A 22,137-nucleotide genomic window follows, 5' to 3' on the forward strand; every position below is an offset into this window, starting at 1 on the left:
CGTGCTCCTTTCAGTCGTCGCGGTGCGCCATCGCCTCGCGCCGGTGCTCCATCACTGCGTGCTCGGGCGCCATCTTCCCGTGATGCTCCATCCCTCCGTGCCGGTGGACCATCGCTTCGTGGCCGTGACCGTGACCATCGTCACCGTCGTGGTTTTCTGTCACCCGGCTGGATCCGGCACGCTTCAGGTAGTTCTTTTTGCAATCGTCGGAGCAGAAGTAGTAGGTGGTCCCGGCCACCTGGAGGAAATGTCCCTCGGCCCTGGCCTTCCCCTCGTCGACCGCCATCCCGCAGATGGGATCGATATGGGTGGCCGGCCCCTGGGCGGAGGCGAGCTTCATGCGGCTTTCCGAGTCGAGGAGGAAGGTGCCGGAGGCGGCGATCTTCTCCCCTTCGCCGAGTCCGGCGAGGATCTCGACGCGCCCGCCGAAGCTGCGGCCGGTGACCACCTCGCGAGGCTCGAAGACACCCTCGCTTCGCTGCACGTACACGATCTTCTTCGTCCCGGTGTCGAGCAGCGCCTCGGAGGGGACCCCCAGCATGGCGGGGGCACCCAGGGGAAGCTCCACGTCCACGAACATGTCGGGGCGCAGGACGTTGCCCGGGTTGTCCAGCTCCAGGCGAAGCTTAGTGGTCCGGCTCGCCCCGTCGAAGATCGGCTCGACCGAGCTGACCCGTGCCGTCAGGGTCCGGTTCCGGTTCGGTATCGACACCGTTACCCTGGTCCCCGGGCGGGTCCGTTCCGCCTCGTCGCCGTAGAGATCGGCCAGCACCCAGACGTGGGAGAGGTCGGCGATCCGGTACAGCTCGCTCCCCTTGTCGAGCTTCTGGCCGGGGGAGACGTTGCGGGAGAGGACGATGCCGCTGCCGGGGGAGACCAGTCGCACACTCTCGGTGGCCTTGCGGGTCCTCGCCATCTCGGCGAGCTGGGACTCGCTCATCCCCAGGTTCAAGAGCGCGTTACGGTAGGTTTGCAGGTTGCTGTCGTTGTACTCCTGGGCGGCGGCCGGCAGGCTCCCCCGGGAGACGGCGGCCCGTTCGCTGGCGGCGAGCGCGTAGACATAGGTCTGGATGGCGGAGAGAAATTCGGGCGCGTAGAAGGAGAGGAGCGTTTCGTTTTTCCGGACGGCGCTCCCGGTGGTCGCTTCCCCTACCTGCTGGACCCAGCCGTCCACCGCCGCGGTCACCCGGTACACCAGCCTCTCGTCGGGGACCACCCGCCCCGGCAGGCGGAGGGTCGCCCGTGCCGAGCTCCGTTCGACGGTGGCGAGCTTGACCCCTATGGTCTGCAGCTGCTGGGCGGAGACCTGGATGACCCCGGGAGGGAGCGTCTTGCCGTCCCCGCCACCCATGGTGCCGTCTTCGTACACCGGCTCGAGCGGCATCCCGCAGTCGGGGGCCACCCCCGGCTTGTCCGAGTGGTAGGAGGGGTGCATCGGATCGACGTAGAAAAGGATCTTCTTGCCGCTGGCGGCGGCGGAGGGAACCAGGGAGCCGCGGCTTACCCAGCTTCCGGCCATGAAAGCGGTGCCTACCAGCAGCAGGACGAGAATGGTGGACGTTAACCTGCTCATGACAGCCTCCTGCGGCCCCTCCCGGAGGAGGGGCCCTATGTAAAGCCATGGCACCCCGGTCGTAGCCGGCGGAGGAAGTGCTCCCTTGCGACCGGCTGACCGGGGCCCGTCATCGGCTCACTTCTTGACGGTGTACGGGCGCATCATCTCGTTGTCCTCATGATCGAGGATGTGGCAGTGCCAGACATAGCCGGGGCCGCCGGTGGCGTCGAAGGGGTAGAGGTTCACCCCTACCATCGATCTTCCCACCGGCGTCGTGGTGGGCGCCCAGCGGATCACCAGCCGGAGCACCTCGCCCGGCATGGAGCGGATGGTGTCCTTGAAGCCGCTCTCTCCCGGGTCGGGTGGCATGGGGTTGCCGACGAGGTACGGGGTGATGGCCGGGTTCCCACCCAGGGCGCCGTCGCCGTTGAGGATCCCGTAGGGGAGCGGCGGTCCGTAGTTCGGGCAGTACTGCTCGAACTGGCAGCCGGCCGGAAGGGCTACCGGGCCGTGGCCGAAGGCTTTCATCCAGGCCCCGGCCACCAGGAGGTTGTCGTTGGCGTCGAAGGTGCCGAGGTAGCGGTCAACATCGTAGGCCTGGCGGTTGAGGATCTGCGGCTGCACCAGGTGGGTGTGGATCGGATGGGCGTCGGGGGTCAGGTTGATGATCTCCCAGAGCTCGGTGGAGCCGATCCGCGGCTGCTCGGTAACCCCGTCCGGGAAAGAGGCGATGCTGGGGTTCTTGAGCCCGTTGAAGTCGGAGTTGTTGAGCATGACCTCCACCGGTCCTCCGGGGCCCTCGAACTCCTTGAGCACCAGCTGCCGTTTGCGGTCGATCTTCACGGCGGGGGCCAGGTGGCCGTGACCGTCGGTCAGCCGGACCATCGGGGTCTGGCGCCTGCATTCGCCCATGGCGGGACGGCAGCTGTTGTCGGCCACCGCATGGGATCCGACGCGGAACTGCATGATGCTCGCCATCTGCGGCTGGTCGGCCGGCAGCATCTGCCCCGGGTTGGCCGGGTCGGGATGGGGAACCGGGTAGAGGCCGTCGGGATAGGGGACCGGGGCGTCGTTGGTCACCGTGACGGTCTTGCCGGCCAGCTTCGAAAAGTCGACGATCAGGTCAACCCGTTCGCCCGGGGCGATCTTGACCTGGGTGACCGGCACCGGGCGGTCCAGGTAGTTGTCGTCGGCACCGATCTGGTAGACCGCCGCGTTGCCGAAGGCCAGGTTGAACACCCGCGCGTTGGAGGCGTCCAGGAGGCGGAGGCGGTAGCGGCGGGGCTCGACGTTCATGAAGGGCCACGGCCGCCCGTTGACCATGGCGACGTCGCCGATGAACTCGGGGATCCAGTACGGGTGGATGTCCGGGTTGGTCGGCGGGCCGTTGAGGTTCCCCAGCGGGATCCCGGTGGCATCAACCGGACCGCTGCCGTCGGGGAAGAAGAGCTGGCTGTTGGTGTCGAACAGCCGGTCCTGGAGGGCCATCTCCACCTCGTGGGCGCCGGACGGGAGGTTCTTCGGCTCGTTTTTCTGGTCGCGCAGCAGGAAGAACCCGGCCAGCCCGCCGGCGAAAACGGTGTCGCGGGTGGCGCCCAGCGTGTGGTCGTGGAACCAGAGGGTCCCCGCCTCCTGGGTGTTGTTGTAGAGATAGACCGCGGAACCGGGGCCGGCGTCGAAGAGGGAGCCGTAGGCGGGCCCTTTACGTCCGTCGGCGGTGAACCACGCCTCGGGGCCGCCGTCGAAAGCGGAGAAGACCTCCGCGCCGTGCATGTGCGGTACCGTCGGCGGCGATCCGGTGAAGGCGCGGCAGCAGGGATCGCCGGGATTGTTGACACAGTTCACCCCCTCGCTGCAGGTGTTTTTCTCGGGGTTTGCCCAGTCGATGGTCTGGTCGATGGTGACCAGCCCCTGGACCAGCCCCGGGCTGAAGGGGTAGTTGGCCGGCTGGCTGTTCGAGAAGTTGAAGCTCGGCAGGACGTTGACGTACTTGATGGTGGTCGGGATGTTGCGGGTGGCGTCGATGGAGACCGCCGGCCAGTTGGCCGGTCCCAGGACCTTGCCGGTCTTGGCGTCGGAGGTCTCATAGGCCCAGACCCGGGTCGGGTTGAAGGTCACTTTGGGCGGTTTCTGTGCGGTCGGGTCAAGCGGGGGGCACGAGACGGTCATCCCGTCCGGCAGCGATTGGACCTCGACCTCCTTCATCTTGATGGCGAGAAACGGGTGCGAGGCTGCCTGCACCCGGGGAGCAATACCTGCCGGGCCGAAGGTCGGCAGCGGTACGGAGAACTGCGGGATGCATTGCCCCGGCAGCCAGGTCTGGGGAACCAGCGAACTGGCCTCGGCCCCGGTGGCTGCTGCCGTCAGCAGTGCAGTGAAAAGTGCGAGACGGATGAACGTTGCTGTCTTCACCATGGGGTACCTCCTTCCAAACTACATGGGGGCTCCTCTGCCGCCCCCCGAGGCGTGCGATATCCTCATTAAGAGCAAACGGCGTACCATTTTGAAGATTTTTTTCATCAATGATCCCGATGGTTTGGAAAGTGGGCGGATGGGGGGCGGGAGGCAGGGGTGCGAACAAATTGAATCCGGCAGCCAGCAGGATAGGGGGGAGTGTAATGTTATCGAGTGGTTATCGATGGTGTGCCATTTCGTGGCAAGAAACTCAAATGTCGCACCCCTTTCGGCAGGCTCACAGGGAGGAAATCCAGGCCATCTTGCCAGGGGGTAAAGGGAGAGGGGGCGTTATTTTTGCTGGCGGTGGGCGAGAGAGAGCCGAGGGGATGGGGAGGTTTTCCCTCACCCGGCCTTCGGCCACCCTCTCCCTCAAGGGGAGCGAGGGGGGATCTACCGAAAGGGGGGAGTGGCCTTTGGGGGGCCACTCCCGCTGTCCTTTTTAGCTCGCGAAGTAGCGCTTGAAGGCTTCCACCGTCCGCTCGACGCCATCCCGGCTCACGTCGAGGTGGGTGACCAGTCGGATGGTCTCCCCCCTCCCGAGCCGGATACCTTCGAGGGCCATGGCTTCCCTGAGGTCGTCGGCCGTTCCGGCCGGCGGGGTGACATAGAGAATGTTGGTGCGCGGCGCGCTGACCCGCAGTTCGTCGATCGTCCCGAGGCCTTCGGCCAGCAGCTCCGCGTTCCGGTGGTCGTCGGCCAGCCGGTCGATGTTGCGCTCCAGGGCATGGATGCCGGCGGCGGCCAGGATGCCGGCCTGGCGCAGGCCGCCCCCGGTGACCTTGCGCCAGCGGTGGGCCCGCTCGATGAACTCGCGGCTGCCGCAGAGGACCGATCCTACCGGCGCCCCGAGCCCTTTGGAGAGGCAGAAGGAGACGGAATCGAAACCTTCCGTGAGCTCGGCAAGCGGTACCCCGAGGTGGACCGCCGCGTTGGCCAGCCGGGCGCCGTCGAGGTGGAGGAGGAGACCCCTTTGGGCGGCGAACTCCCGCACCCGGGCCAGGTAGTCGAGCGGCAGCACGAGCCCGCCGGTGGTGTTCTCCAGGCAGATCAGGCGGGTCACCGCGTGGTGGTGGTCCGCCGGCTTGATCGCGCGGGCGACCTTGTCGAGGTCGAGGGTGCCGTCGGCCTCGAAGTCGAGCGGCTGGGGCTGGATCCCTCCCAGGACGGCGGCCCCGCCACCCTCCCAACGGTAACAGTGGGCCTCCTGCCCGGCGATGTACTCATCCCCCCTTCCGCAGTGGGTGAGGAGGGCGACCAGGTTGCTCATGGTGCCACTGGGGAGGAAGAGGCCGGCTTCCTTCCCGAGCTTTTCGGCGGTCATCTCCTGCAGCCGGTTAACGGTTACGTCCTCGCCGTAGACGTCGTCCCCCACTTCGGCGCGGGCCATTACGCCGCGCATCGCGTCGGAGGGGAGGGTCACGGTGTCGCTTCTCAAATCGATTACTTTCATACTCTCCTTCATTGCCCTCACCCCCGCCCCTCCGGAAGCGGTGGAGAATTCCCTTCTCCTCCGGGAGCGGGCGAGAGAAACCCCTTGGGGAATTCACTTCTCCTCCAGGAGAGGGTGAGTGAAATCCCCTCGCCCCTTCAGGGGAGAGGGTGCCCCGCAGGGGCGGGTGAGGGTGCTTTTGACGTTTACTCCTGGTGGTGCTTAAACCTGTTCTCCCACAGCTTGTCGCTTCCGATCATCGCCACCCGGTGGTCGGGGTTGGCTGCCAGGTGCCGCAGGATGGTGAAGACCGTTTCCACCTCTTCGGGGCGAGCGAGCGCCATGGCGATGTCGGAGCAGGTGAAGTCCCGCATCGGCTGGCTGCGCAGGAGCTCGACGATCTCGTGCTGGAGCTTAAGGACGCTACCCGCCGCCTTCTTCCCGGCCTCGACCCCCGGCTGGTGGTAGGCGTTGATGTTGACCAGCGAGGCGTAGAAGCCGACCGCCCGTTCGTAGAGGGCGATGAGAGCCCCCACGGTGAGCGGGGAGACCTCGTTGACCGTGATGGTGATCGATTCCCGCCCCTTCTCGTAGAGCGCCTCCCGGGTCCCCTGGTAGAAACCGGACAGGTAGTCCCCGGAGGTAGCTCCCGGCTCGACCGCCAGCGAACTCCCCTCCCGGTCCTTGAGGACCTCGATGAAGGTCGCGAAGAAGTTCGGTACCCCCTCCCTCAGCTGCTGCACGTAGGCGTGCTGGTCGGTCGATCCCTTGTTGCCGTACACGGAGATCCCCTGGTAGACGGCGGCGCCGTCGCGGTCGAGCTCCTTGCCGAGCGATTCCATGATGAGCTGCTGGAGGTAGCGGGAGAACAAAAGGAGCCGGTCCTTGTAGGGGAGGACCACCATGTCCGCCTCTCCCTTTCCCCGGGTCGCGTGGAACCAGCTGGCCGCCAGCAGCGCCGCCGGGTTATTCCCGGTCTCCTTCCCCCGCGTGTGCTGGTCGCAGATCCGGGCCCCGTCCAGGAGGAGGTTGATGTCGATCCCCTGCAGGGCCGCCGGAAGAAGCCCCACCGCCGAGGTCACCGAGGTCCTTCCCCCCACCCAGTCCCACATCGGGAAGCGGGCGAGCCACTTCTCCTCGGCCGCGGTACGGTCGAGCTCGCTCCCTGCGCCGGTTACCGCCACCGCGTGGGCGGCGAAGTTGAGCCCCGCGCGGGTGAAGGCGTTGCGGGCCTCGAGCATGCCGTTGCGGGTCTCCTTGGTCCCCCCGCTCTTGGAGATCACCAGCACGAGGGTCTGCTGCAGACCGTTGCCGATCTCGGCCAGCACCCGGTCCATTCCGTCGGGGTCGGTGTTGTCGAAGAAGTAGGGGCGCAGCCGGTCATGGGCTCCCCCGAGGCTGTCGGCCACGAACTGGGGGCCCAGTGCGGAGCCGCCGATGCCGATGATGAGGAGCCTGGTGAAGTGGACCCCGCCGGGGGCGGCGATGTTGCCTGCGTGGACCGAGGCGGCAAAGGCCTTGATGGAGGCCTGGGTCCCGATGATCTCCTCGGCGAGCCCGGTCTCGGGAGCCAGCTCGGGAGCCCGCAGCCAGTAATGCCCGACCATCCGCTGCTCGTCGGGGTTGGCGATGGACCCCTTCTCCAGTTCGGCCATCTCGCCGTAGGCCTTCTGCAGCCGGGGCTCCATCGTCTCCATGAAATCGTCGCCGAAGTTCATCCGGCTCGTGTCCAGCGTCAGCCCGAGCTCAGGGGCGTGAAAGAGACGGTCCTTGAATCGTTCCCAAAGTTGAAGCCTCTGCATACAAACCTCCGTCGTCCTCGGTTGGGTCATCTTGGCGTTTCTCATGTGCGTCGCGGGATGATAGCACAGATTAAAATATATTCAAGTATCCGCGCATAGTTACCGGCTAGGGGAGAGCCCGGGTGTTCATTAGTATACCAGCCTGCGTGAATTGATGAAGGTCAGTCGCTGTGCAAGATGTGAACAGCTTGGCGTCCGTTATCATGAGGGACCTTGGCGGTCAGTCGATAACCTGTTGATCCGGCGAGGGAAATAAAAAGTTGCCGGCGGGGGTGGGGATGGTACGGCTGTTGTAATAGGTACGGTGCGGGGAATCGGAACATCCTGCCCAAAGGAGTCAACGATGAAGTCGTCAAGGGAGACCACCATGAATGAACAGCGCATGATGCACGTGGACGAGAACGCCCGGCTCTTCAAGGACAACCTGTCGCCCATCTTCGACGTGGTGGCCGCCGCCTCCCAGGACCACGTGATGGACCGGCTCTCCGACTCGCTGCGAAAGGCGGTGCTGCTGATGGCGATCAGGCGCTACGAGGGTAACGGCACCGCCATCTGCCGGGCGCTCGGCATTACCAGGGCCAAGCTGCAGAAGGAGCTCAGCTACCACGGCCTCCCCTGCCAGGAGAGGAGAGTCGCCTGAGGGGGGGGGATGCGCAAAACCTAACGAAATGCCTTGAATAATGAGACGGGATTTGTTACAGTGCGCCGTCGTTAAATGTACGCCCTCCTCCCCCCTTGCCGATAAAATCTTCGACAATTCAGTGTGGTTCGGGTAGGCGTCCTGGTAAAGGAACAGAGGCATCGGTATGGACGCAGCGCTTGCCCTCATCGGGGAAGACCTCAAAAATGTAGAGCTCCAGTTCAAGAAGGACCTCGAGTCAGATGTTCCCCTCATCCGCAAGGTAGGGGAATATGTTCTCTCCAGCGGCGGGAAGCGGATCCGCCCCGCCCTCGTCCTCTTGGCTGCCAAGCTGTGCGGCTACCACGGGAACCGCAGCGTTCCCCTGGCCAGCGTGGTCGAGTTCATCCATACCGCCACCCTGCTCCACGACGACGTCGTCGACAACGCGAACTTAAGGCGCGGTATCGCCTCGGCCAACACCCTCTGGGGGAACGAGGCCTCGGTGCTGGTCGGCGATTTCCTCTTCTCCAAGTCCTTCTCCCTCATGGTCGCCGACGGCGACCTCAGGATCCTGAAGGTGCTGGCCGACGCCACCACCATCATCGCCGAGGGGGAAGTGCTCCAGCTCGTGGTCACCAGCGACCTCGACATCACCGTCGAGCGCTTCATCGAGGTGGTCCGTTCCAAGACCGCCATCCTCCTTTCCGCGGCCTGCGAGGTCGGCGCCATCCTGGGGGGAGCGACCCCCGAGCTGCAGCAGGCGGTGGCCGACTACGGCATGGAGCTCGGCATCGCCTTCCAGTTGATGGACGATACCCTCGACTACACCGCCAACGAGGAGCAGTTCGGCAAGAGCATCGGCCACGACCTCGAGGAAGGGAAGATCACCCTCCCGCTCATCCACACCCTCAAATGTTGCACCCCCACCGAGCGTGACGTCATCGCCGCCGTCGTCGACAAGGAAGAGCTTTCCGACGACGATTTCGCCAGCGTCTTCTCCCTGGTCCACCGCTACGGCGGCATCGAGCACACCGTGGCCGCCGCGCGCGAGCACGTGGCCCGTTGCAAGGAGCACCTGGAGAAGTTCCCTGCCTCCCCGGTGCGGGAGGCCATGGCGGACCTGGCGGACTACGTGGTGACCCGCGTCAAATAACGAGACGGCTCCCTGTGATATAACGGTAAAATGACCGTTTCGTGACAAACAGGTTTACCTTCTCCCATTAAAGATATCTTCGTAAAAATTTCCTGATGGTTGTCGCTTCGGTCGTTTCCGGAGTTTCCCTCCATATTTCCCTCACTCTCCCTCTCTGCTGGTCTGCTTCTTGCTGTCCCATGCGCATGCCTTCATGATATGTCGTGTTGGGAGGAACCTGTGGACGAGGAAAATCCTATTCATTCGTCTGAGCTGGAGGTGAATGGCGAGTATTTCTGTATCTCCGTGTACAGCAGTGCCGCCGGCCGCTACTTCGCGAAGACCTGCCTTGGGGACGGGGACGTCATCATCACCGATGGGCGCTCCCTCGACGATGCGCTCTCCAAGCATGAAAACCTGCTGCCTCTCGCCATCGGGACCAGGGAGCTGACCCACAGCTACCTCGGCATCCCGCGCAGGCCCCGGGGGCGCCGCCCCTAGGCGTTGCCCTCCCTGGCGTAAGGCCCTTTTCAGGCGCCGGAAACCGTTTACCGGTGCCTCAGTCTCCTTTTTGCCCGAGTTCCCCGCCGAATCCTCCGTTTTACACCCTCCGCGCCCCTCGTCGTCGCTGCTCCGACGGCTTGCCTCGCCTCAGCCGATGGCTCCCGTCTCCACAAATTGGTTGCCCTGACGGTACAAATCGGTTAAAGAATGTTGTCACTCAACCGTCTCATCGGCCAATCGAGACCTATGCCCGATACCATTCTGATCATAGACGACGACAGCTCGCTACGCCGGGTGCTCGAGTACAACCTCCAGCAGGAGGGGTACACCGTCATCACCGCGGCCGACGGCGAGTCCGGCCTCAAGCTCTTTGCCGACCGCAACCCCGCGGTGGTGATCACCGACCTCAAGATGCCGGGCATCTCCGGATTCCAGGTGCTGGGCGAGATCAAGGAGCGCTCCCCCTCCACCGTGGTCATCGTGCTGACCGCCTTCGGGGCCGTCGACACGGCGGTGGAGGCCATGAAGGCGGGGGCCTTCGACTACCTCACCAAGCCGTTCAACCGCGACGAGCTGAAGCTTACCGTCCGCAAGGGGCTCCAGCTGCGCGGGCTCTCGGAGGAAAACCGCCTTCTCAAGGAGGAGCTCTCCGGCCGCGCCGAGTTCCACACCATCGTCGGGACCTCCCGCGCCATGGAAGGGGTCTTCTCGGTGGTCCGCAAGGTGGCCGACACCGAGGCAACCGTCCTCATCACCGGGGAGTCCGGGACCGGCAAGGAACTGGTCGCCCGCGCCATCCACTCGGGAAGCTCCCGCCGCTCCGGCCCCTTCGTGGCGGTCAACTGCGCGGCCATCCCCCGCGACCTCCTCGAGAGCGAGCTCTTCGGCCACCTCAAGGGTTCCTTCACCGGGGCCATCCGGGACAAGGACGGGAGGTTCCAGGCCGCCGAGGGGGGGACCATCTTCCTCGACGAGGTGGGGGAACTCCCCATCGAGCTGCAGCCCAAGCTGTTGCGGGTCCTGCAGGAGAGAGTGGTGGAGCCGGTGGGCGCCACCCACCCGACCAAGCTGGACGTACGGGTGGTGGCCGCCACCAACGCCGACGTCGAGCGCTCGATCGCCGAGGGGCGCTTCCGCGAGGACCTCTACTACCGGCTCTGCGTGATCCCCCTCAAGCTCCCCCCCCTCCGCAAACGGGTGGAGGACATCCCGCTGCTGCTCCGTTACTTCTGCGGGAAACTGGGGGCCGAACGGGTCACCTTCAGCAAGGAGGCGCTGGCCCGGCTGCAGGCCTACCCGTGGCCGGGGAACGTGCGCGAGCTCGAGAACACGGTGGAGCGGCTGATCATCATGCGGGAGGGGGACCAGATCGGGCTCCAGGATCTCCCCGAGAAGATGCTCACCGCCCCTGCGGGAGGGACCGGGGAAGGGGTGCTGAGGCTTCCCCCCGAGGGCTATTCGCTCGAACAGCTGGAAAGGGAAGCGGTGCTGGAGGCCCTGGAGCGCAACGACTGGAACCAGACCGCCGCGGCCCGGTTCCTCCGCATTCCGCGCCACACCCTGATTTATCGGATGGAGAAATACCAAATCGTGCAACCTGGGAGGAAGTGATCGATGAAACGTTGGATCTGCGCCGTTTTAGTGCTGGCCGCCCTGGCAATCACCGGCTGCACCAAGGAGGAGGCTCCGGCGGTGGAAGGGAACCTCGCCCCCGACTTCACCCTCAAGGACCTTTCCGGCCGTGAGGTCAAGCTTTCCTCCCTCCGGGGAAAGGTGGTGCTGGTCAACTTCTGGGCCACCTGGTGCCCGCCGTGCCGGGAGGAGATCCCCTCCATGGTGCAGCTCAACAAGACGATGCAGGGCAAGCCGTTCCAGATGCTCTGCTGCTCCATCGACGAAGGGGGCAAGGACGCGGTGGAGACCTTCTTCAAGAAATCGGGGCTGACGCTGCCGGCCCTGCTCGACACCGACGGCAAGGTGGCCAAGCGCTACGGCACCACCGGCGTCCCCGAGACCTTTGTGGTGGATACCAAGGGTGTTATACTCAAAAAGGTAGTGGGTGCCATGGATTGGAATTCCCCCCAGGTAATGGCCGCCTTCGACGAACTCATGAGAAGGAAGTAGCCGGGTATCCGGCGTACCTGCGGGAGGCAGGGTAAATGAACGGTAACAACATAAGCATCATCGGCGCCTTCGTCGCAGGGCTTCTTTCTTTTCTCTCCCCCTGTGTCCTCCCGCTGATCCCTTCGTACATAACTTACATAACCGGGCTTTCGTTCGCCGACCTCAACGCGGAGCACCCCTCCCACAAGGTCCGCGAGCAGACCATCATCCACTCGCTGCTGTTCATCGCCGGGTTCACCTGCGTCTTCGTGCTGCTCGGGGCCTCGGCGACTTTCCTCGGCGAGTTCCTGAGCGAGCACAAGACGGCGATCCGGCGGGTCGGCGGGGTGCTGATCATCGTGTTCGGCATTCACGTCTCCGGTCTCTTCGACATCGGGATGCTGCTGGGCGAGAAGAAGATCACCCTGCACAGAAAGCCGGCCGGCTACCTCGGGAGCTTCCTGGTCGGGGTCGTCTTCGCCGCCGGCTGGACCCCCTGCATCGGCCCCATCCTCGCCACCATCCTGGCGGTGGCGGCCACCGAAGGGCGCGGGGTCTGGCTGCTTTTGACCTACTCGATGGGGCTCGCCATCCCCTTCTTCCTCGCGGCACTGGCGATGCACCACTTCCTCATCTTCTTCAGGCGCTTCAAACGGCACATCCGCATCTTCGAGATCGTCACCGGTGCCCTGATGGTGGTGGTGGGGGTCCTGATCTTCACCAACTCCCTGGTGCTCATCAGCCGGTTCACGAGCAACTGGTTCGGCGAGTAGCCCTCCTCGCCGGACCACGCCGCACCTGAAGGAGCCTCTCCGGTGGACACTTCGCCCTTCTCCATCCAGCTCGCGGTATCGGACCTGTCCACCACCGAGGCCTTCTATGCGGGGATCCTCGACCTGCCGATCGAGCGCCCCCCGACCCCTTACGGCGCGCCGGTGCACCTGGTGCTCGAATGCGACGGCATCCGGGTACTCTTCGTGGAGGATGTCCCGGTGGGAAGGGCGCACCCGATCCTGGCGGCGCGGCTCGCCCACTTCCCGCGCGGGATCGGCATGACGCTGCATCTCCGGGTGGAGGGGATCGAGGCGATCTACCAGGAGCTCCAGGAACAGGACCTCGAGGTGCTCTACCCCCTGGAAAAAAAGCCGTACGGGGCCTGGGAACTCTGGTGCTTCGACCCCGATGGCTACCTCGTCGTGCTCGAGGAGCCGACCGACTGACCCCGGCTCCCACCCGCTGGATTTTCCTTCCCAGCCAATTCCATGAAAAAAGTATCTACCGCCTGCTGGGAGTCCCCCCTCTAACGGCGGCATGTCCTGCGGTGACTCTCGCGTTGAATGGTGGGAGTGCGGATGTCCTGCGGAGAGTGTCCTTGAACTGCGGGAGTGCGGCTGTCCTGCGGGGAGAGTCCTTGAACTGCGGGAGAGCGGATGTCCTGCGGGGAGAGTCCCCCCCTTTGAAAAAGGGGGGGACGGGGGATTTTTCCTCTTCGCATCTTAGGGCGCGCTGATGGTGTACAGGGGGCTCTCCTCGCTCCCCGGGTTCACCACCTGCAGCCTGATCTCCTTCGGTGTCGTGTCGTAAGGATGCCGCTGGTAGACGAACTGGTTGCAGCCCAAAAAGATCAGCTGGTCCCGCTCTCCCACCGCCGGCCTCCCGGTCGCCACCCGATTCCCGTCCACCACCAGCACCGATGTCTGCTGGAAGTTCCTTCCGCTGATCAGCAATTCATAGTAGCTCACGAAGTCGTTGCCGATGGTGACGTTGAGGATCTCCGGTTTGGCGTCGATCACCAGGGCGAGGTTGCCGCTGGCGGCGTCGGAGGGGTTCTTCACCTGTACCTGGTGGAGCCCGCCCGGCAACTGCGGGACCGTGAAGGCGAGTGCCGCGGAGGAGATGAAGCGGGTGGCGACGGCGGCCCCGTCGAAAAGGACGCGGGCGCCGGGCTGGAAGTTGCTCCCGGTGAGGAGTACCTCGCGTTCCCGCCCGGTTGCGCAGACGGCGATGTTGTCGGGGGAGAGCCCGCTGGCGACCGGCCTGAGCGGTTGGATGGTGAAGTTGAAGGCCCGGCTGGTGGAGCCGTCCTCCCGCTTGAGGTAGAAGGCGTAGACGCCGGCGGGGAGGTCGGGAAGGTCGAAGGTGACCGTTCGGCCGCCGATCACGTTGCCGGCCAGCTGGACGGTCCCCAGGAACGGCGTGGTGCCGGGGGCGAACCCGGTGCCGTTGACGGTGACGGTCATTCCCGGCTCACCCTGGGCGGGGATGATGCTCAGCACCGTGATGGGGGGAAGCTTTCCCTGCTTCGGGAGCTGCTCGGCCCGGGTAATGGAACCAAGAGCGGTCAGGGCGAGGACGAGGACGAAGAGGATCAGTTTGCGGAACACGGCACCTCCCTTTCTACCGAATGGCTCATAACAGCGGCTACTTGGGGGTTCTTATTAAAACATACCCCCGAGGCACCTACTTGTCGAGGGTGAGGGCCAGCCAGGTCCCGACCAGCAGGAAGATGAGGTTGGTGGCCCAGGCCGCCACCATCGGCGGCAGCACCCCGGCCTGCCCGAAGGAGAGGATGACCGAGTTCACCACCACGTAGAGAAAGCCGATGGCGAGCGAGAGCCCGACCCCGACGGCGATGCCGCTCGAGCGGCCGCTCCTCAGGGCGAAGGGGGCTCCCAGGAAGGCCATCACCGCGCAGCCGAACGGGCGGGAGATCCGGCCGTGCATCTGGGCCAGGTAGCGGGTGGGGTCGTACCCCCCGGCCCGCAGCTTGTCGCAGTAGCGGCGCAGCTCGCTGATGGTCATGCTGTCCGAGTACTTGCCGAGTACCTTGAGGTCGTCCGGTTTGAGCTTTAGGTCGACGGGGAGGGTGGCGGCATTTTGGGTGGTGGAGATCTCCCCGCCGTGGAACTCGCGCACCGCGGCGTCTTTGAGCACCCAGCCGCCGGGGGTGAGCACGGCCGAGGCGGCGTCGATCCTCCGTTCCGGATCGGCGGTCCCCTTCCGCATCTCCCACAGGGTGATCCCCTTCAACTCCCCCTTGCCGGGATCGAAGAGGGCGGCCCGCAGGATGGTCCCCTCCTCCCGGTGCCAGATGTTGTGCTGGCGGAAGTAGGTGCTCGGGCTCTTCTTCTCGATCAGCACCTCCTGGATGTAGGTCCGCTGGGCGTAGCTGCGGGGGATGATCAGCTCGCCCCCCACGAGGCTCAGCACGCTGACGGCGAGCGCGATGCCGAGGATGGGGGCCGCGATGCGGCCGAGGCTCACCCCGCAGCTTCTCATGGCGGTGAGCTCGGAGCTCATGGAAAGGGTCCCCAGGGTGAGGAGGGTGGCCATCAGGACCGCCAGGGGGATCGACTCGTTGACGATCTCCGGGATCTTGGCCACGAAGAAGAGGAAGATGTGGTAGAGCGATCCGCCCTTGCCGGTGAAGCGGGCGATCTTCTCCATGAAGTCCACCACCAGGTAGATGGCGACGAAGGCCCCCATGCAGAGCATGAGCATCCTCAGGTAGGCCTTGGCAACGTAGCGCGAAAGAATCCTCATCCTCTCCCTTTCCTCCCCAGGCGCTCGATCAGCGTGAGCTTCAGGCGGCGGAACTCGACGGTCAAGGGGAGCGGCTCCTCGGCGGCGGCCTTCCTCAACAGGTAGATCCCCAAGAGAAGAAATATGGCGTTAGGGCTCCAGCAGGCGAGGGCCGGGGAGACGATTCCCCGCTCGCCAAGGGTCTTGGCACCCGACAGCATGATGTAGTAGAGCAGAATGACCCCGATGCTGACCGAGAAGCCGGCCGCCTTGCCGGAGCGGCGGTTCTGGATACCGAGCGGCAGGGCGATGAGGGCGAAGACGAAGCAGGAGAACGGGAGCGCCAGCCGGTTATGGTACTCGAGGCGCATGGAGAGCCGGTCCTTGGCCGAGGTCTTGGGGGGGGGATTGAGAAGCTCCTCCAGGTTCATTTCGGATTCACCCTTGGTCGCCTCCGGCCCGGCCGGCAGCGACACCCTCAGGTCATACTCGCTGAAGCCGGCCAGCCGGTAGCTCCCCTTGTCGGCCAGCCGGTGGATGCTTCCGTCCCTGAGGTGGAACTCCACCGCGTTGGCCTTGCGGTCGGTGATCAGCGCGCCGCCGGCGGCGAATATGGTGGAGGGGTTGGCGGGGTCGCGCTCGTCGTGGATGATGACGCCGCCGATGGTCTTCTGGTGCTGGTCGAAGCTGTCGGCGTAGATGACCAGGCCGGGGAAGGCATCGTTGAAGATCTTCTCCTTGATGACCACCCCCGCGCTGTTGCGGGCGATCTCCACCAGGAGCTGCTTGAAGGAGTTGTTCCCCCAGGGGACCCCGAAGACGGCGATGGCGAGGCAGGCGGCGCAGGCGAGGGCGGCGAAGTTCAGGGCCGGGGGGAGCATCCCGTAGAGGCTGATCCCGCAGCTCTTCATGGCGGTCACCTCGCTGTCCCCCGACAGGCGCCCGAAGGCCAAAAGGACCGCCATCAGGAGCGCCATCGGGACCGTGTACAGCCAGAAGGAGGGAAGAAGGTAGCCGATCATCAGCGCCACCTCGCGGACCGGCACCCCCTTTTCGACCACCATTTCGGCCAGCTTCAGGAAACGGCCCATCAGCAAGACGAAGGTGAAGGTCGCCATTCCCACCAGGAAGGGAGGAGGTATCTCCTTGAATATATAGCCGTACAGGGTCCTTTTCATGAACTGTGCATCTTACATGAGTTACCCGGCGAAGTAAATGAAGTCGTTTTCCCCCTCCCCCGCGGCGCCGGGCGCCGTTTCCCTTCCCCGTGCCGACCGGGAATCGGTTGCCGCTGGACCACCTATTCGGCAACTCCCAAACCGAAGGAGCGTTGCCCCCTTGTTCGGGGGGGAGTTTTGTTGTAAAAGGGTGGTCATGGAAAATAAAGAGATCATCAAGAAGGCGCTCCTTTTTTCGGGGCTCGAGGATCGGCACCTCATCGAGGTGGCCGAGATAGCGGTCCGCCGTCCCTTCGCCAAGGGGGAAACCCTCTTCACCGAAGGGGAGAAGGCGGAAGGGTTCTACCTTTTGGCCTCCGGCGGCATCAAGCTCTGCAAGATCTCTCCGGACGGCCGGGAGAAGGTCCTTCACCTGGTCCACCCGGTGGAGACCTTTGCCGAGGCGGCCTTCTTCGGTGACGGGAGCTACCCGGCCGAGGCGCGCGGGGTGGAAAAGGGGGAGGTTCTCTTCTTCCCCCGGGGCGCCTTCATGGGGCTGCTCGAGAGGAATCCCCGCTTCTCCCTCAACCTGATCGCCTCCCTGTCGGTGCTCCTTCGCCGCTTCGCCCGCCAGATCGAGGAACTCTCCTTCGCCGACGCCCCCAGCCGGCTCGCCTCCTACCTCCTCGACCTCGCCGCCCGCAAGAGCACGAGTTTCCAGGGGAAGACCTACCTCGAACTCGACATGAAAAAGGGGGAGCTCGCCTCCCGGCTCGGGACGGTCAGCGAGACCCTCTCCCGTACCTTCCGCAAGCTCAAGGACGACGGGGTGATCGAGGTGGACGGCAACAAGGTCGTCATCCTCAACGCCGAGATGCTGAAGAGGGTGGCGGGGCGCTAGCGTCCCCCACCTTCCCTCCGCTTCCTTCTCCTCCCGGCTCCCGCTACCCGGCTTTCTCCCGGCACCATCCCCCCGGGGTTCCACCGTCATCTCCCGCTGTCCGCACCCCATTCAGCAACCGTACTTCCGATGAACATTAGAGCGCTTCCGCCGCTCCCCTCGTTAAATCCCTGAAACGACAGTAATAATTAAATATAATTTCATAAACAAACAATAATCCTTGATATGCCATGAGAGGCTGTTATAATTTGCCCCTGCCGCAATTATGATGATACCTGCCGGAGGCAGCTTGGACTGGGAATGCTGTTGGAGTAGAGAGGAAATAGCCGCCGACGCCTGCCCCTACATCGGGGAGGGGGAGGAGGATCTGTACGGCTCCCAGCGCCGCCGCGTAGTGGAGAAGTGCGTTGAATGCCCCCGTTTCAAGAACGATCTGGCCCGCATGAAAGCCGAGGGGCATCCCCTCTCGGACCTCCTCCCCTACATACTGGCCGAGTTCCAGGAACAGAAGTCCCAGATGGGGGCCATGCTGAGCTTTTTGAACAGCAAGACCCGCGAGATCAAGTTCCTGCGCGAGGTGAGCCTGGTCCTGCAGACCTCGATCGACATCGACGAGGTCCTCTCGGTCGCCATGACCGCCATCACCGCCGGCAAGGGGTTCGGGATGAACCGGGCCTTCTTGCTGATGACCGACAAGGAGCGGCGCAACATCAAGGGGTACCTCGGCGTGGGGCCCCGCGACTACGAGGAGGCCTGGAGGACCTGGGAGGACATCAGCCGCTCGAACTTCACCCTGAAGGAGCTGGCCAAGAACTTCCAGAAGACCAAGCTCACCTCGGAGAAGGTCAAGTTCCACGACATCCTGGAGCAGCTGACCGTCCCGTTGGCCGACCAGGCGCACATCTTCAACCGGGCCCTGCAGGGGAAAAAGCCGATCCTGGTGGAGAACGCCCTCAATAACCCCGACCTCGACCGCGGCCTGGCCCGCATCCTCGGGGTCGACTGTTTCCTGGTCATGCCGCTCATCTCCAGGAACCGCCGGGTCGGCATCATCATCGCCGACAACTGCATCACCCACAAGCCGATCACCCTGCAGGACATGCAGTCCCTGGAGACCTTCGCCTTCCCGGTTGCCTTCGCGCTGGAGCGCGCCTCCCTCTACGACCGGCTGCAGGAGGAGGTCACCAAACTGAAGCTCGCCAACCAGAAGCTCTTCGAGCAGCAGGAGTTGATCGTCAAGATGGAGAAGATGGCGCTGGTGGGGAAGATCACCTCCAGCATCGCCCACTCCATCCGTAACCCCCTGATGGTGATCGGCGGGTTCGCCCGCACCCTCCTGAAGGCGAGCGCGGAGGACGACGAGAAGCGAAGCTACCTGGAGTCGATCGTCCGGGAGGCCCGCCAGCTGGAGACCGTCCTCTCGGAGGTGCTCGACTATTCGGAGTCGCTCTTCCCGGTCATGGACTTCTGGGACCTGAACGAGCTCGTTTCGGCCACCCTGGCGGATCTCTCGGAAAGAATCGAGCAGGCGGGGGTGGTGCTGGCGAGCGAGCTCTCCCCGGAGCTCCCCATGGTGAAGATCGACTACAAGCAGATCGCCTACTGCATCAAGACCATCGTGAGCACCGCGCTCTCCCACCTGGGCCCGGGAGGGGAGCTGAGGGTCGCCAGCCAGAAGGATGCAAGCGGCGTGCTGCTCGTCATCACCGACACCGGTCCACCCATGAGCGAGGAGGACCAGGAGTCCCTCACCGCCCCCTTCTTCCAGACCCAGGAGATGGGGGCCGGCGTGGGGCTCTCCCTCTGCCGGACCATCCTGGAGCGGCAGGGGAGCTCCCTCACCCTGGCCGCCAGCCCGGCCGGGGGGAACACCTACCAGATCAAACTGCTGACGAGAAAGGAGAGTATCTAGACATGGCGAAATTGCTCGTGGTCGACGACGAGGCCAACATCCGTCTCCTCTACTCCCAGGAACTGAGTGACGAAGGGTACGACGTGGTGACCGCCGCCAGCGCGCTGGAGGCGGTGGAGAAACTGCAGTCGGACACCTTCGACCTGGCGGTCTTGGACATCAAGCTGAAAAACGAGAGCGGCATCGATCTCTTGCAGCGGATCGTGAAGGAGCGCCACAACCTTCCGGTCATCCTCTGCACCGCCTTCTCCTGCTACAAGGATGACTTTTCGGCCTGGCTTGCCGAGGGGTACGTGGTGAAGTCGAGCGACATGCAGGAACTCAAGGACGAGATCAAGCGGGTCCTGGCCAAGAGACAGAAGGCCGCCGCCACTGCAGTCTGAACCGGAACCTGGCAAACCGACAACAACCTAACCGATGCAATGGAGGTGGTGACTTTATGAAGGCTGTCATTATGGCCGGGGGCTTCGGTACCCGCATGCAACCCCTTACCTGCAACATCCCCAAACCGATGGTTCCCCTGATGAACCGTCCCATCATGCTGCACATCGTCGAGCTCCTCAAGAAGTACCAGATCACCGACCTGGTGATGCTCCTCTACCACCAGCCGAGCGTCATCAAGAACTTCTTCCGCGACGGCGCCGACTTAGGCGTCCGGATCACCTACGTCACCCCCCTGGAGGACATGGGGACCGCCGGCGCGGTGAAGTGCGCCGAGAAGTACCTCGACGAGCGCTTCCTCATCATTTCGGGCGACCTCTTGACCGACTTCAACCTCCAGAAGGTGATCGATTTCCACGAGACCAACAAGGCGCTCGCCACCATCACCCTCACCTCCGTGAAGGACCCCCTGCAGTTCGGGGTGGTGATCACCGACAAGGACAAGCGGATCACCCAGTTCCTCGAGAAGCCCGGCTGGGGCGAGGTCATCTCCGACACCATCAACACGGGGATCTACGTCCTGGAGCCGGAGATCTTCAAGTACATCCCGGAGGGGGAGAACTTCGACTTCTCCCAGGACCTCTTCCCGCTCCTGCTGAAGAAGAAGGCGCCCCTCTTCGGCTTTCCGGTCAAGGGGTACTGGCGCGACATCGGCAACACCGACTCCTACCGGGAGGCCCACCACGACATCCTGAAGGGGAAGGTGAGCGTCAAGATCGACGAACCGAGGAGGGAGGCGGCCGGCAAGGACCTGAGGCTCGGGCTCGACGTGCGGCTTGGCGATGGAACGGCCACCGAGGGGACGGTGGTGGTGGGGGACAACTCCCAGGTCAAGGGGGGGGCCGAGCTCAAGGACTGCGTGATCGGCAGGAACTGCACCATCGAGCCGGGGGTGAAACTCTCGCGCTGCGTGATCTGGGACAACGTCTTCATCAAGAAGGGGGCCAAGATCGTCGACGCGGTGATCTGCAACAACGTGAGCGTCGGCCAGTCGACCGTCATGGAGGAGGGGGTGGTGATCGCCGACGATACCTCGATCGGCGAGGAGAGCTACATCAAGCGCGACGTCAAGGTCTGGCCGCGCAAGGTGATCGAGGCGGGCTCCACCGTCACCGGCAACCTCATCTGGGGTGAGCGCTGGAAGAAGTCGCTCTTCGAGGGGGAGATGGTGAAGGGGCTCGCCAACATCGAGCTCACCCCGGAGTTCGTGGCCAAGTTAGGGTGCGCCTACGGCACCTCGCTTCCCAAGGGGAGCCACGTGCTGGTCGGCCGCGACTCGACCCTTTCCTCCCGCATGCTCAAGCGAAGCTTCCTCGGGGGTATCCTCTCCGCCGGGGTCAACGTCCGCGACATCAGGATGGTCTCGCTCCCCATCCTGCGCTACAAGCTCCGCACCTTCGGCGAGGTGGGAGGGGTGCATTTCCGCCAGTCGATGGAGGACCCGGCCACCACCGAGATCGTCTTCCTGGACGCCGACGGCCTCGATTTCTCGAGCTCGATGGGGAAAAACGTCGAGCGCATCTTCTACAAGGAGAACTTCCGCCGGGCCCACCACATGGAGCCGGGGGGGATCACCGAGCTCCCGCAGGTCTTGGACTTCTACCGCGAAGGGTTCTTCCGGGGGCTGGACCAGCAGGTGATCCGCAACAACGGCGCCAAGGTGGTGATCGACTTCAACCACTCACCCGCCGGCCAGATCCTCCCCCAGATCTTGAACGACCTCGGGGTGGAGGTGATCGGGCTCAACACCTACCTCGACGAGCAGCGCGGCTTCAAGAGCCTGGACGAAAAGCCCAACAGCCTCCAGCAGCTCTCCAAGATCGCGGTCACCCTGGAGGCGCGCGCCGGCTTCTGGCTCGATCCCAACGCCGAGGAGGTGGTGCTGATCGACGAGACCGGGAAGATCTATCCCCCGGAGGAGCTCCTCTCGCTCATCACCGCCCTGGTCCTTAAAAGCGGGGCCAAGGGGGCCTTCGCGGTGCCGGTCTCGGCCCCTTCGGTCATCGAGCAGATGGCCGGGGAGAACGGCTGCTCGGTGAGAAGGACCAAGAGCATGGAGCGCGCCATGATCGAGGCCGCCATCTCCCCCGAGGTGGTCATGGCCGGCTCCATGGGGGGGCGCTTCGCCTTCCCGAAGTTCCAGGCCGCCTTCGACGGCATGTTCACCATCGCCAAGACCATCGAGCTGGCCGCCGCCTGCGGGATGCCGCTCTCCAAGGTGTTGGCCGAGGTCCCCCGCCGCTCGTTCTTGCAGGGGAAGGTCCCCTGCGTCTGGGAGAAGAAGGGGGGGATCATGCGGAAGATGAGCGAGGACAGCCTCGACAAGGAGGCGAGCTTCATCGACGGCATCAAGGTCACCTTCGGCCAGGACTGGGTGCTGGTGCTTCCCGACCAGTACCAGCCCTTCATCCACGTGGTGGCCGAGGCCAAGGACCCCAAGACCGCCCAGCGCCTTTTGAACGACTACATGCAGAAGGTCGACCGCTGGAAAAAAGAGCTGCCGCAGTAGGAGGGATTCCCTCTCCCGGGCAATTTCCGTAGCCGAGTCAGCGGCCCCCTGACCCCGAGGACGTGGGAAGGGGGCCGCTTCCGTTAAAGAG

The 22,137-nt window shown here is 64.4% G+C and carries 18 protein-coding genes; 11 read left to right on the top strand and 7 right to left on the bottom strand.

The window, feature by feature from the left end:
- Nucleotides 1–10 precede the first annotated feature (10 nt).
- The 4 genes from ACYVL5_RS18060 to ACYVL5_RS18075 form a co-directional block, all read right to left on the bottom strand.
- Nucleotides 11–1,573, bottom strand: coding sequence for an efflux RND transporter periplasmic adaptor subunit (locus ACYVL5_RS18060; protein WP_460596967.1), 1,563 nt, complete (start codon nt 1,571–1,573; stop codon nt 11–13).
- 117 nt (nt 1,574–1,690) lie between these two features.
- Entirely contained in the window at nt 1,691–3,970 is a 2,280-nt protein-coding gene (locus tag ACYVL5_RS18065; RefSeq protein WP_460596968.1) for a multicopper oxidase family protein, read from the bottom strand.
- A 481-nt stretch (nt 3,971–4,451) separates the two neighbouring features.
- Entirely contained in the window at nt 4,452–5,462 is a 1,011-nt protein-coding gene (gene ltaE, locus ACYVL5_RS18070) for a low-specificity L-threonine aldolase (protein ID WP_460596969.1), read from the bottom strand.
- Between the two features lie 185 nt (nt 5,463–5,647).
- A complete protein-coding gene (locus ACYVL5_RS18075) occupies nt 5,648–7,243 on the bottom strand; it encodes a glucose-6-phosphate isomerase (RefSeq protein WP_460596970.1) in 1,596 nt (531 codons plus the stop codon).
- Between the two features lie 367 nt (nt 7,244–7,610).
- On the opposite strand from ACYVL5_RS18075, the gene ACYVL5_RS18080 reads away from it, so the two are divergent.
- From ACYVL5_RS18080 to ACYVL5_RS18110, 7 genes are all read left to right on the top strand, one after another.
- Nucleotides 7,611–7,883 (top strand): hypothetical protein, encoded by a 273-nt coding sequence (locus ACYVL5_RS18080; protein WP_460596971.1) that lies wholly within the window; start codon nt 7,611–7,613, stop codon nt 7,881–7,883.
- A gap of 166 nt (nt 7,884–8,049) precedes the next feature.
- Nucleotides 8,050–9,018, top strand: coding sequence for a polyprenyl synthetase family protein (locus ACYVL5_RS18085; RefSeq protein ID WP_460596972.1), 969 nt, complete (start codon nt 8,050–8,052; stop codon nt 9,016–9,018).
- Between the two features lie 219 nt (nt 9,019–9,237).
- Nucleotides 9,238–9,498: a hypothetical protein gene (locus tag ACYVL5_RS18090; protein WP_460596973.1), complete on the top strand. Its 261-nt coding sequence runs from the start codon at nt 9,238–9,240 to the stop codon at nt 9,496–9,498.
- Between the two features lie 249 nt (nt 9,499–9,747).
- Nucleotides 9,748–11,112: a sigma-54-dependent transcriptional regulator gene (locus ACYVL5_RS18095; protein WP_460596974.1), complete on the top strand. Its 1,365-nt coding sequence runs from the start codon at nt 9,748–9,750 to the stop codon at nt 11,110–11,112.
- 3 nt (nt 11,113–11,115) lie between these two features.
- Nucleotides 11,116–11,625: a TlpA disulfide reductase family protein gene (locus ACYVL5_RS18100; protein WP_460596975.1), complete on the top strand. Its 510-nt coding sequence runs from the start codon at nt 11,116–11,118 to the stop codon at nt 11,623–11,625.
- Nucleotides 11,626–11,660: 35 nt separating this feature from the next.
- Nucleotides 11,661–12,377, top strand: coding sequence for a cytochrome c biogenesis CcdA family protein (locus ACYVL5_RS18105; RefSeq protein WP_460596976.1), 717 nt, complete (start codon nt 11,661–11,663; stop codon nt 12,375–12,377).
- Nucleotides 12,378–12,419: 42 nt separating this feature from the next.
- Nucleotides 12,420–12,824, top strand: coding sequence for a VOC family protein (locus tag ACYVL5_RS18110; RefSeq protein ID WP_460596977.1), 405 nt, complete (start codon nt 12,420–12,422; stop codon nt 12,822–12,824).
- Between the two features lie 276 nt (nt 12,825–13,100).
- Here the strand turns inward: ACYVL5_RS18110 and ACYVL5_RS18115 are convergent, their stop codons facing one another.
- The 3 genes from ACYVL5_RS18115 to lptF form a co-directional block, all read right to left on the bottom strand.
- Nucleotides 13,101–13,988 (bottom strand): IPT/TIG domain-containing protein, encoded by an 888-nt coding sequence (locus tag ACYVL5_RS18115; RefSeq protein WP_460596978.1) that lies wholly within the window; start codon nt 13,986–13,988, stop codon nt 13,101–13,103.
- 76 nt (nt 13,989–14,064) lie between these two features.
- Nucleotides 14,065–15,147 carry an LPS export ABC transporter permease LptG gene (lptG, locus tag ACYVL5_RS18120; protein ID WP_460596979.1) on the bottom strand — a complete coding sequence of 361 codons (1,083 nt, stop codon included), beginning with the start codon at nt 15,145–15,147 and terminating at the stop codon, nt 14,065–14,067.
- On the bottom strand, nt 15,144–16,304 hold the full coding sequence (gene lptF / locus ACYVL5_RS18125; protein WP_460596980.1) for an LptF/LptG family permease: 1,161 nt from the start codon (nt 16,302–16,304) through the stop codon (nt 15,144–15,146). The genes lptG and lptF overlap by 4 nt, the downstream gene beginning before the upstream one ends.
- 196 nt (nt 16,305–16,500) lie before the next feature.
- Between lptF and ACYVL5_RS18130 the strand changes: the two genes are divergently transcribed.
- From ACYVL5_RS18130 to ACYVL5_RS18145, 4 genes are all read left to right on the top strand, one after another.
- Nucleotides 16,501–17,184 (top strand): Crp/Fnr family transcriptional regulator, encoded by a 684-nt coding sequence (locus ACYVL5_RS18130; protein WP_460596981.1) that lies wholly within the window; start codon nt 16,501–16,503, stop codon nt 17,182–17,184.
- A 289-nt stretch (nt 17,185–17,473) separates the two neighbouring features.
- Nucleotides 17,474–19,096: a GAF domain-containing sensor histidine kinase gene (locus tag ACYVL5_RS18135; RefSeq protein WP_460596982.1), complete on the top strand. Its 1,623-nt coding sequence runs from the start codon at nt 17,474–17,476 to the stop codon at nt 19,094–19,096.
- Nucleotides 19,097–19,098: 2 nt separating this feature from the next.
- A complete protein-coding gene (locus tag ACYVL5_RS18140; RefSeq protein ID WP_460596983.1) occupies nt 19,099–19,479 on the top strand; it encodes a response regulator in 381 nt (126 codons plus the stop codon).
- 56 nt (nt 19,480–19,535) lie between these two features.
- Complete coding sequence (locus ACYVL5_RS18145) at nt 19,536–22,046, top strand: sugar phosphate nucleotidyltransferase (protein ID WP_460596984.1); 2,511 nt, start codon at nt 19,536–19,538, stop codon at nt 22,044–22,046.
- The last annotated feature ends 91 nt before the right edge of the window (nt 22,047–22,137 follow it).

Source organism: Geomonas sp. Red276 (assembly GCF_054784495.1).